Source organism: Xanthomonas sp. SHU 308 (assembly GCF_000364645.1).
Classification (GTDB): Bacteria; Pseudomonadota; Gammaproteobacteria; order Xanthomonadales; family Xanthomonadaceae; genus Xanthomonas_A; species Xanthomonas_A sontii.
In genome coordinates, this window is sequence record NZ_AQOK01000053.1 from 1 (window position 1) to 12179 (window position 12179).

General features: G+C 68.6%; 8 protein-coding genes and 1 pseudogene. 3 read left to right on the plus strand and 6 right to left on the minus strand.

What is annotated here, in order from left to right; genetic code table 11:
• On the minus strand, positions 1–227 hold a 227-nt coding region (locus D588_RS23830), incomplete at its 3' end, for a hypothetical protein (RefSeq protein ID WP_232764202.1).
• 656 nt (positions 228–883) lie between these two features.
• Between D588_RS23830 and proP the strand changes: the two genes are divergently transcribed.
• Entirely contained in the window at positions 884–2365 is a 1482-nt protein-coding gene (proP, locus tag D588_RS0102550) for a glycine betaine/L-proline transporter ProP (protein ID WP_017914854.1), read from the plus strand.
• Between the two features lie 200 nt (positions 2366–2565).
• On the opposite strand, the gene D588_RS0102555 is transcribed toward proP, so the two are convergent.
• Positions 2566–4110, minus strand: a complete 1545-nt coding sequence (locus D588_RS0102555; RefSeq protein ID WP_017914855.1) for an MFS transporter — start codon at positions 4108–4110, stop codon at positions 2566–2568.
• Positions 4111–4274: 164 nt separating this feature from the next.
• Here D588_RS0102555 and D588_RS0102560 point away from each other — a divergent pair, with 164 nt between their 5' ends.
• On the plus strand, positions 4275–5153 hold the full coding sequence (locus tag D588_RS0102560) for a LysR substrate-binding domain-containing protein (RefSeq protein ID WP_017911940.1): 879 nt from the start codon (positions 4275–4277) through the stop codon (positions 5151–5153).
• A gap of 279 nt (positions 5154–5432) precedes the next feature.
• Here D588_RS0102560 and D588_RS0102565 read toward each other — a convergent pair whose 3' ends face one another.
• Positions 5433–7646, minus strand: coding sequence for a hypothetical protein (locus D588_RS0102565; protein ID WP_081613461.1), 2214 nt, complete (start codon positions 7644–7646; stop codon positions 5433–5435).
• Between the two features lie 387 nt (positions 7647–8033).
• Between D588_RS0102565 and D588_RS0102570 the strand changes: the two genes are divergently transcribed.
• Positions 8034–9554 carry an acetyl-CoA hydrolase/transferase family protein gene (locus D588_RS0102570; protein ID WP_017914857.1) on the plus strand — a complete coding sequence of 507 codons (1521 nt, stop codon included), beginning with the start codon at positions 8034–8036 and terminating at the stop codon, positions 9552–9554.
• A gap of 325 nt (positions 9555–9879) precedes the next feature.
• On the opposite strand, the gene D588_RS0102575 is transcribed toward D588_RS0102570, so the two are convergent.
• The 3 genes and pseudogenes from D588_RS0102575 to D588_RS0102580 all read right to left on the minus strand — a co-directional run bounded on the left by D588_RS0102575 (position 9880) and on the right by D588_RS0102580 (position 11787).
• A complete protein-coding gene (locus D588_RS0102575) occupies positions 9880–10194 on the minus strand; it encodes a GIY-YIG nuclease family protein (protein ID WP_017914858.1) in 315 nt (104 codons plus the stop codon).
• Positions 10195–10286: 92 nt separating this feature from the next.
• Positions 10287–10394: pseudogene (locus tag D588_RS27105) on the minus strand (LysR family transcriptional regulator); the annotation flags it as partial.
• A gap of 319 nt (positions 10395–10713) precedes the next feature.
• A complete protein-coding gene (locus D588_RS0102580; RefSeq protein ID WP_017914859.1) occupies positions 10714–11787 on the minus strand; it encodes a 3-deoxy-7-phosphoheptulonate synthase in 1074 nt (357 codons plus the stop codon).
• Positions 11788–12179 lie beyond the last annotated feature (392 nt).

Below are 12179 nucleotides of genomic sequence, written 5' to 3' on the forward strand. Positions count from 1 at the left end.
AGCGGCAACGGCGGCGGATCCGGCTGCGCCAGGTGCGCGAGCAGCGACGGCTGCCGGCACAGCGTATCGAGCAGGAAGTCGCTGGCCAGCAGCGCGCGCGCCAGCGCGTCCTCGAAACCGGGATGAGACGGCCACAGCTGCGCGGCGACGGCCTGGCGCAGGCGCGCCAAGCTGCGTTCGAGCGTGGGTTGCAGGACGTCGGGAACCACGAAGGGAGCAGAAGCCATCGGCCGATGATGGCATCCCGCGGCGACCGCGGACAGCACCGCGGCGTCGATGCAATCAAACGCGCGCCGTCGAACGCCGCGAGCGCAAGGAAAGCGTCGTGATTGCAGCATCGGCCCCAGCCAGGGCGGAGCTGTCTGCGCTGCATACGAGGAACTTCATTCCGACGTGTCCGACGCTTGCTGGATCTCCCACCACCGCGCGTCGCGGCTGAAGCCGCTCCCACGGGTGAAGCACCCACATTCTCGGCAACCCCACTGTGCAGCACTGCACTGTGGGAGGGACTTCAGTCCCGACCCGACGGCGCATCCGACGCCGCAAGGCTGTTCCACCGTCGCGCGTCGCGGCTGAGGCCATTCCCGCACGGCTCCAAAATCCACGCAAAACGCAGCTTTTCGGCACTTTTCGCAACGTTTCGCAGACCTTGCCGCCAGCCCCGTCACGACGATGGTGTATCATGAACCCCTCGACGGAGCCCCTGTGCGCCCTGCGCCGCCCGCTCCGTTCTTCGATCCTGCAGCGCCGTGGTGTTGACGCGGCCGTCCGGGATCGCCCCCGCAGACCAGTGCGGCGCCGTTGCGCCCTGTCGTTCCGTCTTGCTTGCCTGACGCGTGCGGGCCGGGGGTCATCACCTCACCGTTCCAGGACAGGAGAAGACATGTCGGAGTTCCACGCCCATTTCGGATGGTTCAAGCGCCGCCGCCAGTTGCAGGTGGAAGAAGTCACCGTCGTCGACAAACCCATGCTCAAGCGGGCGGTCGGCGCGGCGGCGCTGGGCAACGCGATGGAGTGGTTCGACTTCGGCGTGTACGGCTACCTGGCCGTGACCCTGGGCCACGTGTTCTTCCCCAGCACCAACCCCACCGCGCAGCTGATCGCCACGTTCGCGACCTTCACCGTGGCGTTCCTGGTGCGCCCGCTGGGCGGGCTGGTGTTCGGCCCGCTGGGCGACCGCTACGGCCGGCAGAAGGTGCTGGCCGCGACCATGATCCTGATGGCGCTGGGCACGTTCTCGATCGGCCTCATCCCCTCCTACGAGCGCATCGGCATCTGGGCGCCGATCCTGTTGCTGGTGGCGCGGCTGGTGCAGGGATTTTCCACCGGCGGCGAATACGGCGGCGCGGCGACCTTCATCGCCGAGTACTCCACCGACCGCAACCGCGGCTTCATGAGCAGCTGGCTGGAGTTCGGCACGTTGGGCGGCTACATCGCCGGCGCCGCCACGGTGACCGCGCTGCACTTCACGCTCAGCGATGCGCAGATGCACGACTGGGGCTGGCGCGTGCCGTTCCTGATCGCCGGCCCGCTGGGCCTGCTCGGCCTGTACATGCGCATGAAACTGGAGGAAACCCCGGCGTTCCAGGCCTATGCCGAAGAGGCGGAAAAGCGCGAGCACGATGCGCCGGGCCTGGGCGCGCTGTTCCGCGTCCACTGGCCGCAGTTGCTCAAGTGCGTGGGCCTGGTGCTGGTGTTCAACGTCACCGACTACATGCTGCTGACCTACATGCCCAGCTACCTCAGCGTCACCATGGGCTATGCCGAGAGCAAGGGCCTGCTGCTGATCATCATCGTGATGCTGGTGATGATGCCGCTCAACGTGCTCGGCGGGTTGTTCAGCGATCGCCTGGGCCGCAAGCCGATGGTGATCGGCGCCTGCATCGCGCTGCTGGTGCTGGCGGTGCCGTGCCTGCGCCTGGTCGGCACCGGCAACGACTGGCTGATCTTCCTCGGCCTGATGCTGCTGGGCGTGGCGCTGGTGTGCTTCACCAGCTCGATGCCGTCGACCTTGCCAGCGCTGTTCTACACCCCGGTGCGCTACAGCGCGCTGTCGATCGCCTTCAACGTGTCCGTGTCGCTGTTCGGCGGCACCACGCCGCTGGTCACCGCGTGGCTGGTCGAGCGCACCGGCGATCCGCTGGTGCCGGCGTACTACCTGATGGGCGCGGCGGTGGTGGGCATCGCAACGATGGTCTTCGTGCGCGAAACCGCCGGCCTGCCGCTGCGCGGCTCGCCGCCGGCGGTGGCGAGCGAGGCCGAGGCGCATGCGCTGCTGCGCAGCGACGAACCGCTGACCGTGGATCCGACCCGGCCGGAACTGCCGCCGTCGCCGAACGCGACGTCGCAGGCGATGCCGACCTGACGCACACGCAACCGGCGCGGCGCACCCCGCATCGGCGACGGTTCGCGGCAGTCGAGGCACAGCGGTGCTGCCGGCGGCGCATGTGCACGCGCCGCCGCGGACAATCCACGTCCCAGCGCCCGGGCTTCGGGCGCAGCGCACGACGCGGCGCTTCCGTCACGGGCAACCGGCCGAGCGCCTTCGCCTCGGTCGCGCGTCCATCAGGCGACCTCTTTCGACACGGCAGACCGATGTTCGGCGCCACGCCTGCCGAACACGATCACGCTGCAGAGCGCGAGGATCCAGGCACTGATGCCGCCATACAACATCACCCATTGCATGCCTTGGATCATGGCTGCCGCCGCGACGTCGGGCGGAACCGTCGGCGTGGAGAGGCCCTGCCCCGCCGCGTGTGCGGTTCCGCCGGAAAGCCGCTCAGCCAGCCCCCGCAGCAACGTGGCGTCGACCGTCGGCAGCGTCCGGCGGAGAAAGGACAACACGCCCTCCACCAGGATGAATCCCATGACCGCGATATTGATCGCAAGGCTGATCAGGCGCGCACTGGTGTCCATGCCGGAGGCCATGCCGGTACGCGCGACGCAGACCGACGCGGTGATGGTATTGGTCACCGGGGTGTTGACGATCCCCAACCCGGTACCGGCCAGCAGGCACCCGGGGAGCATCGTCAACCAACTGGCCCGCACCGTGCCGCTGCCCCACGCCATCAGCAACAAGCCGGCTCCGATCGCAAACAGGCCGGCAGGAATCACGGTATGCGCGCGGTAGCGCAGCGCCAACCGCTCGCCCAACGGCGGCAGCACCAGGGTCGGCAAGGTGTAAGCCAGCAGCGAAAGTCCGGTGGCCACGTTGCCGTAGCCCAGCCCATGCTGGAACAGCAGCGGCAGATAGATCATGAGCGGCCAGAAGCTGAAGTTCATGCCCATCGAGCCCAACAGGGCGCCGGAAAAGTCGCGGATGCGGAACACCGAGAAGTCGAACATGGGCGCCTCGGCGCGGCGCTCCGCCACAACGAACGCGACGCAGCTGCCGATGGCGATGATCAGACTCGCCAGCGACGAAACGCTGCCAAAGCCGGCTACCGGCCCTTGCGTGATGAACCACGCCAAGGCGAGCACCGCGACCGACAGCGAGACGATCCCGGCGACGTCCAAACGGCGCCGCTGCGGATCGCGCGACTCATCGACACCGACAAGCGCCAGCCCCAGGGCGATCGCGGAAATGGGAACATGCACAAGGAAAACCCATTCCCAACTCCACAACGCGACGATGCCGGCACCGATGATCGGGCCGAAACCCAGGCCGATGCCGAAGACGATCCCCCAGATCCCAAACGCCTTGGCACGGGCCGTCGCGTCTGCGAATTGCTGCGAGAGCACGGCGAACTGGCACACCAGCATGGCGCCCCCGGCCATCCCCTGAAGGAAGCGACCAGCGATCAGCAGCGCCGTGCTCCCTGCAAGGCCGCATACCAAGGAGGTCACGCCGAACAGGAACACGCAGATCAGGAAGATCCGCTTGCGCCCGTAGCGGTCGGCCAGCGTGCCCGTCGCCATCAGCACGGTGGTGCAGGCGATGGTGTAGGCATTCATGATCCACTGCAGATCGCGGAAGCTGCCGTGCAGCGCCGCTTCGAGGAGGGGAAGGATCACCGGCACACTGGAGATCTCCAGACCGAACATCAGCGAAGCCAGGCAGGCGGCCGCCAGCGTGAGGGTGTTCCTGCGCGCGGAAGGAAGGTGCGTCATGGGCTTTTCCTAGAGGGACATCCGCCCGCGGCGCCGAGCGGACCGACCGGTGCACGGCGGGTCGATTCGGGCTTGGGAGCGGCTGACTTCCAGTCTGGGAGCACACAATGGATGATGGAAATGATTTAATTTTCTTGAATTAATTAAAAAATGGACTGAATCGCATGGACTACGATCCGGATCTGTTACGCACCTTCGTTGCGGTGAACGAGACTGGCGGCTTCACGCGCGCAGGCGAACGGCTGCACCTCACCCAGTCGGCCATCAGCCATCACATTCGCAAACTGGAAGCGCAGGCCGGCACGGCACTGCTGAATCGCACAACCCGCCGGGTGAGCCTGACCGAAGACGGCGAAGACTTTCTTCGCCATGCGACGCAGGTGCTGCAGGCGCATGACGCGCTCGCACGGCGTTTCCGGCGTTCTCCGGTGTCCGGCACGGTGCGTTTCGGTGCCCCCGAAAGCTACGTCGGCGATCGCCTTCCGCCGATGCTGGCGCGGTTCGCACGGATGTTTCCGGCGGTGCGGCTGGACGTGACGGTGGATACCTATGCCGCGCTGCACGAGCAGATCGTTGCGGGCTCCCTCGACCTGGCGGTGACACTCGCACTGGAGGACGACCCGACAACGCCCCTGCTGCGCCGGACCCGCTTCGTGTGGGCGGCCGCGCCAGCGTTCGCGCCGGCCGCGAATGCGCCAGTCCCGCTCGCTTTTGCGCCCAAGCCCTGCCTGCACCGGCAGGTGGGAACCGCTGCACTGGAGCGCGCCGATCTCGCCTGGCGAGTGGCATTCACCTCGCCAAGTCAGCAGGGACTGCGCGCCGCCGTGAAGGCCGGCCTGGCCATCACCGCCCTGCCCCAGGAAGATCTGGAAGCGGGAATGGTCGCCGTGGACGAGCGCTTTGGATTGCCGCCGTTGCCGCACGCCAGCTTCCGGCTGCTGTGGAGCGAGGCCAACCGAACGCCGGCAGCGGAGGCGCTAGCGCAACAACTGTCGCAATCACCCGAGGCACTTTCCGGCAGCGACGCGATGCCCGCCGACTGAAATAAAAAAGCCCGCTTGCAGCGAACTGCCAGCGGGCTTTGCTCCCTCCCCCACGTCGGGATGCAGGGCGATCTTGGGCGCTTTTTTTGGACATTGCACGCTGCACTGCAAAACGATACCGAGCAGTACATTCTGCGTGGGCGGGAATGGGGAGACGGGAATGGGGAATAGATAAAGCGGGGGATACGCGCGTTGCATGCTTTCGCATGCCGGCGTGGCGCGGCGCACAGCGCATCCACCCGCAGCCAGCGAAGCACGCCCAACGCGATCTCTGTCGCGCTAAGGCGATGCCGCCGGTGCCGGCGCCTCCGGCAGCCATGCCGGTTGCTTGTCGTACCACTCGCGCGCGCCGAGCAGATGCCATTGCCGCTGTTCGCCGCGCAGCGCCACGCCCACGCCGAGCACGCCCCAGCGCGCATACAGATCGCCCTGCGTGCCGGCATCGCCGACGCGCAGGCGCGCGCGCAAGGCCACCCGCTCGTTCTCCGCCGCGACCCGATCCAGCCACAGCGCATCCTTGCGCCAGCGCAGCTGTCCGCTGGCCTGCAGTTGTCCGGCATCGGCCAGCTTCAGCAACCACGCCGGCGCATCGCTGTGCTGCGCGAACACCGCCAGCACCGGGCCGGCGTCGCGCATCTGCATCTGTACCTGCGCATCGGCCTGCACCGGCGCCGCCGCGGCGATGCGGCCCTGCGGAATGCGCAGCGTCGCCCACCAGTCGCCCTGCCTGGGCTGGGTGCCGTAGCGCACGCCCTGCAGGCGCAGGGTGCTGCCGCTGAGATCGAAGCGCTTGTCCTGCAGCTCGGCGCGGCGCAGCCGCGCGTCCAGGTCGAGATCGCCGGCCAGTTCCAGGCCCGCGGTCTGCAGCCGCGCTTGGCGGCCGAGCACGCGCAAGGTGCACTGGCCGACCTGGCCAGACGCATCCAGCTGCAGATCGCCGCTGAGCCGGCCATCGCCGCCGAGCACACGCACCTGCGCCGCCGGCAGGTAGCGGTTGTAGGCGCGCAGGTCCGGCACGCGCGCATCGGCGAAGCGCAGCCGCGCCTGCAACGAGTCGCGCAAGGTGGCCAGCGCGCCGTCGCCCTGCAAGTCCAGTTGCAGGTTCTCGCCTTCGACGAAGCTGGCCTTGGGCGCGTCCAGCGACGCCAGCGCGAAGCGGCGCATGCGCACGTCCAGTTGCGTGCGCGGCTGGTCGGCCGTGCCGACGATGCGCCCGGCCGCCTGCGCCTTGCCGCTCAGGCGTACGCGCATGATCTCCGCCACCGCCTGCACGTCGGGCACGTCGAGGCGGCTGCCGGGCTGCAGCGCGCCCCGCCGCAACTTCAGATCGGCGGCGACGTCGCCGCCGCCATCGAGCTGGAACCAGGGCTTGCGCACCAGCAGGTCGCTGATCCAGTTCAACGATTCGAAATGCCAACGCCCCTGCACGCGGCCGGAGGTGCGCGGCAGCAGCGCCGCCGGGTCGGCGAACGGCACCTGGCGCCCGGCGATGCGCAGGTCGGCATCGAGCATGCTGCGCGGATCGACCTGGCCGGGCAGGCGCGCGCGGGCGCGGATGTCCTCGCCCTCCACGTCCAGCAGCAGCGTCAGCACGCCGCGATCGGTGGCGCCCACGCCGGCATGCAGCGGCACCCGCCAGTTGAGCGTGCTGCCGGGCTGCAGCGCGCCGCGCAGCAGGTGCAGATCGGCCTGCACATGGCCCAGCCCGGGTTCGGTACTGAGTTTGGTGGTGTCGCCGGCGGTGTCGATGCGCAGGGCCACGCTGCGGCCGTGCATGCGCAGGGCCAGGTCGGTGATGCCCAGCTTGCGCAGCCCCGGCGCCTGCGCGCGGTAGTGGCGCGGGAACGAGAAGCGCGCGTCCAGCGTGGCCTGGTCGGCGATCTGGCGCTTGCCGTAGCGCACGCTGGCATCCTCGAACACGATCTGCGAGCGGAACAGTTCCGACGGGCCGCCACGCAACTGCTTGAGGAAGCCGACGGTGCCGTGGCCCTTGCCCTCGATCGCAAAATCGCCGAAACGTGCGCGGCGCAGCGTGCCGCTGTGGATCGCGTCGAAGCGCAGGGTCCAGCCCTGGTCGCTGGGCGGCGGTGGCGGGATCATCTCCTCGACGCGGTCCATCTCGCCGATCACGTTCACCGCTTCCATCCACGGCAGGCGCACTTCGCGATGCAGCAGCGGCAGCAGCGCGATGCGCGCGCTGGCGCGGTCGGCACGCACCTGCCAGACATTGCGCTGCACGTGGCCGCGCATGCGCACGTTCCAGGCGGTGATGAAGCCGGGCAGCAGGGTGACGGCCGGCCCGGTGTGCATGCGGAACTTCTCCGGCTTGCGGTTAGTGGCCAGGTCGAACAGCGGCGTATTGAGGAACACGTTGCCGGCCAGCAGATACAGCAGGTAGGCGATCAGCAGGCCGCGCAGGAGCAGGCGCCAGCCGCGCGGCAGACGCCGGTAGCGAGCATGGACGGCGGTCAGCGGGCGGGCGAAAGGCGGCACCGCCGCACTATCGCCGCGACGCGGCGTGGAGCGCGTGAAAGCGACGGTGGCGCATACGCGGCGTTGCGTGGCGGTGCACGCAGGGCCGCCAGGCCGCTCCATTGCACCGGCTGCATGCGCGCTGCGTCCTGCCATCGCAAACCAGACCCCACAAGGAGAGTGGAGAAACCAGCGCCCCTCTCCCACCGGGAGAGGGGTTGGGGTGAGGGTCCGGCGCGCGAAGCGCCGCACACATCGCACACACCGTGGCGTACATCCTCATCGCTGCGTCCGTTGCGCCCGCATGCGCCGCCACGCGACAGGCGCAAAAAGTGGGGACACACCCCAACGCGGGCCTCGGCCCGATCCGCGATAATTGCCCTCCCCTTCCCACGCCATGGTCGCCGCATGTCCGCCGAACGTATCCTCCATCCCCGCCTGCGCGAACGCATCGTCAGCGCCGAGGCCGCGGCGGCGTTGATCCAGCCCGGCGAGACGGTGGCGATGAGCGGCTTCACCGGCTCCGGCTATCCCAAGGCGGTGCCGATGGCGCTCGCGCAGCGCATCGAGGCGGCGCATCTGCAGGGCCAGTCGTTCAAGATCCAGTTGATGACCGGCGCCTCCACTGCGCCGGAGCTGGACGGCGCCCTGGCCAAGGCCGACGGCATCGCCCTGCGCATGCCGTTCCAGTCCGACCCGGACGCGCGCCAGCGCATCAACGCCGGCAGCCTGGACTACATCGACATCCACCTCAGCCACGTCGCCCAGCACGTGTGGTTCGGTTTCTATGGGCAGATCGACACCGCGGTGGTGGAAGTGGCCGGCATCCGCGAGGACGGCAGCCTGATCCCGTCGACCTCGGTCGGCAACAACAAGACCTGGCTGGACCTGGCGAAGAAGGTGATCGTCGAGGTCAACGACTGGCAGCCGGCCGGCATCGACGGCATGCACGACGTGTACTACGGCACGGCGTTGCCGCCGCATCGCAAGCCGATCCCGCTGCTGCACGCCGACGACCGCATCGGCGAGCCGTCGCTGCGCTGCGACCCGGACAAGATCGTGGCGGTGGTGCGCACCCACGGCCCCGACCGCAACAGCCCGTTCACCCCGGCCGACGCCACCAGCCAGCGCATCGCCGAGCACCTGATCGCGTTCTTCCAGCACGAGGTCGGCAAGGGCCGGCTGCCGCCCAACCTGCTGCCGCTGCAGTCCGGCGTGGGCAACATTCCCAACGCGGTGCTGGCCGGCCTGGCCAGCAGCGGCTTCCGCGACCTCAGCGCCTTCACCGAAGTGATCCAGGACGGCATGCTCGACCTGTTGCGCAGCGGCGTGCTCAAAGTCGCTTCGTGCACCGGCTTCGCGCTGAGCCCGGAGGCCAACGAGGAGTTCAAGCGCAACATCGACTTCTATCGCGAGCGCATCATCCTGCGCACGCAGGAGATCTCCAACCATCCGGAACTGGTGCGGCGGCTGGGCTGCATCGGCATGAACGGCATGATCGAGGCCGACCTGTACGGCAACGTCAATTCCACCCACGTGATGGGCAGCCGCATCATGAACGGCATCGGCGGCTCCGGCGACTTCGCGCGCAACGGCTTCCTGTCGATCTTCCTCAGCCCCAGCACGGCAAAGAACGGCAGCATCTCCTCGATCGTGCCGATGGTCAGCCACGTCGACCACACCGAGCACGACGTCTCCATCATCGTCACCGAGCACGGCCTGGCCGACCTGCGCGGCCTGCCGCCGCGACAGCGTGCGCAGCAGTTGCTCGCGCACTGCGTGGACCCGAGCTACCGCGCGCAGTTGCAGGACTACTTCGACCGCGCCCTGCACGCCAGCTATGGCAAGCACACCCCGCACCTGCTGCCCGAGGCGCTGTCCTGGCACCAGCGCTGGCTGGATACAGGGACGATGCACGCGGGCGGCTGAGTCACCGATCGGCAGCGGGGTATGCAGCCCTTCCCACATTGCAGCCCTGCCATCCCGACATCTGCGCGGGTGGTCGGCGCCCTTGTAGCAGCGGCTTCAGCCGCGACGCATTTTCCCGAGGTCGCGCTTGAAAGCGCTCCTACGACGGCTGCCGATGATTCTGGAGTGCCGCTGAGCACTGCGGGACCGCGCGTCGGGACTGAAGTCCCTCCCACAGTGCAGCCCTCTCGCATCCGAAGTCCGCGCGAATGTGCGGCATCGTCGTAGAAGCGGCTGCAGCCGCGACGGGCGTTATGGGTCACGCTTCTCGCGGCTGAAGCCACTCCTACGACACCGCTGCGGATTCGGCGGTCGCTTGCAGGTTGTCGGGGCCAGACGCGGTCTCGGGCGCGGTCAGGAACGCCAGCTTGCGGTCACGCGGCAACTGCTTGAGTGCGTACTCGGCGCGCGAGGCAGCGGCGCGGTCGGGATAGGCGCGGCTGGCCAGCAGCCGCACCGGTGGGTTGGCGCGGGTGTACTTGGCACCGGCGCCGCGCAGGTGCGCCTGGAAGCGTGCCTGCAGGTCCGGGGTGATGCCGGCGTAGTAGCTGCCGTTGCGGCATTCGAGCAGGTACAGGAACCAGGGCGAGTCGGCGGCCATGCAGGCATTATCGACACGGTGGCCGGTTTCGCTAGCAGCGGCGTCTGCACATGCGCGCATGCGACTCGGGCAGCACCTATCGGTCAGACCCCGATGTCGGCCAACGCTGCGCTGGCGGCATCGGCCAGTTGTCGATCTTCGGCGGTCAGCTTGACCCCACGCGCATGGCGCTGGAACAGCGTCGCGCCGAGCAGGGCCTGGTGCGTCCGGCAGGCGATCGCCGCTATGCCCCCGGCCCCTCAATGCGCGGCTTGTACATCCCATTGCGCCACTTCCACGCCGCCGCGCTGAACCGGCGACAACCGGTCTTAACGCCCCGCCAACACCTTGCCAGCCGCTGCCACACACCGGCATACCGTGGTCACCGGATGGGCGGATAACGTCATCACCGGCACGCAGCCGTCGATACCGAAGCTCTCTCCCTTCGCATTCGGCGGCGCGTCCGGCCCCTCTTCCGGGCCTCCCCCGCCCCCACGCACGCAGCCGGTCAGGCTGCGTGCGTTTCTCCCTCCATCGAGCTCAGGCCGCCTGCGCCACGCGCGCCTGGCGCCGCGCGCGCACCGCCTGCGCCAGCCGCTCGAGCACCTGCACCGAGGTGTCCCAGTCGATGCAGCCGTCGGTGATGCTCTGGCCGTAGACCAGCGGCTGGCCGGCGACCAGGTCCTGGCGGCCGCCGCGCAGGTGGCTCTCCACCATCGCGCCGACGATGCGGGTCTGCCCGGCCTCGAGCTGGCGGGCGATGTCCTCGATCACCTTGGGCTGGTTGTCCGGGTTCTTGCCGCTGTTGGCGTGGCTGGCGTCGACCATCAGCCGCGCCGGCAGTCCGGCCTTCTCCAGCACCTGCGCCGCCGCGGCCACGCTGTCGGCGTCGTAGTTGGGCTGGGTGCCGCCGCGCAGGATCACGTGGCAATCGGGATTGCCGGCGGTGGCCGCCACGGCGGTCTGACCGTCCTTGGTCACCGCCAGGAAATGGTGCGGATGCGAGGCCGCGCCGACCGCATCGACCGCGATCTTGACGTCGCCGCTGGTGCCGTTCTTGAAGCCCACCGGGCACGACAGACCCGAGGCCATCTCGCGGTGCACTTGGCTTTCGGTGGTGCGCGCGCCGATCGCGCCCCAGGCCACCAGGTCGGCGATGTACTGCGGCGAGATGATGTCGAGGAACTCCACGCCGGCCGGCAGGCCTAGGCGATTGATGTCGCGCAGCAGGCCGCGCGCCAGGCGCAGGCCCTTGTTGATGTCGAAGCTGCCGTCGAGGTTGGGATCGTTGATCAGGCCCTTCCAGCCGACCGTGGTGCGCGGCTTTTCGAAGTACACCCGCATCACGATCTCCAGCGCATCGCCGTAGGTCTCGCGCAGCGGGCGCAGGCGCTGCGCGTACTCCATCGCCGCGACCGGGTCGTGGATCGAGCAAGGACCGATCACCACCGCCAGGCGGTCGTCGCGGCCGTGCAGGATCTCGTGCAGCGCCGCGCGCGCGGCAGTGACGGTCTGCGAGGCCTCCTCGTCGCAGGGCAGCAGCGCCTGCAGCTGGGAGGGTGGGGTCAGCGGTTCGATCTTGCGGATGCGCAGATCGTCGGTGTGCGGGGCCATGTGCGTGTCTCGTCGGGGGGCTGGGTGGGGGCCAGATCCGGCGGCATGAAAAAAGCCGCCAGGTTCGCTGGCGGCTTTCGGGATTGCGGCTGAAGTGTCCTTCAGGGTGAACGCGATCCTTCCTCCGCCAGCGGCATCGGAAAACCGTAATACCAAAAGTAAAAGCTGCGGCAGGAAGCGTTCATGGGACGTAGTGATAGCACAGGGTTTGCGGCAGCGCCACAGTTGCTGGTGCAACGAATGCGGGGATTGGGGATTGGGGATTGGGGATTCGGAAAAGCGGTTCAGCACGGCGGGAGGGCGATGAGGTCGCCGTCATCGCACACGAGCGTTTGAGGTTTGGTGTCCTTGCGTGGCGCTGCGCGCTCCGGACCCTCACCCCAACCCCTCTC

What these genes read in the sequence shown, in the direction of transcription:
- D588_RS0102570 (WP_017914857.1), top strand. Translation starts at nt 8,034, where the DNA reads ATGTCCGCCGAACGTATCCTCCATCCCCGCCTGCGCGAACGCATCGTC.
- D588_RS0102555 (WP_017914855.1), bottom strand. Translation starts at nt 4,110, where the DNA reads ATGACGCACCTTCCTTCCGCGCGCAGGAACACCCTCACGCTGGCGGCC.
- D588_RS0102580 (WP_017914859.1), bottom strand. Translation starts at nt 11,787, where the DNA reads ATGGCCCCGCACACCGACGATCTGCGCATCCGCAAGATCGAACCGCTG.
- D588_RS0102575 (WP_017914858.1), bottom strand. Translation starts at nt 10,194, where the DNA reads ATGGCCGCCGACTCGCCCTGGTTCCTGTACCTGCTCGAATGCCGCAAC.
- proP (WP_017914854.1), top strand. Translation starts at nt 884, where the DNA reads ATGTCGGAGTTCCACGCCCATTTCGGATGGTTCAAGCGCCGCCGCCAG.
- D588_RS0102560 (WP_017911940.1), top strand. Translation starts at nt 4,275, where the DNA reads ATGGACTACGATCCGGATCTGTTACGCACCTTCGTTGCGGTGAACGAG.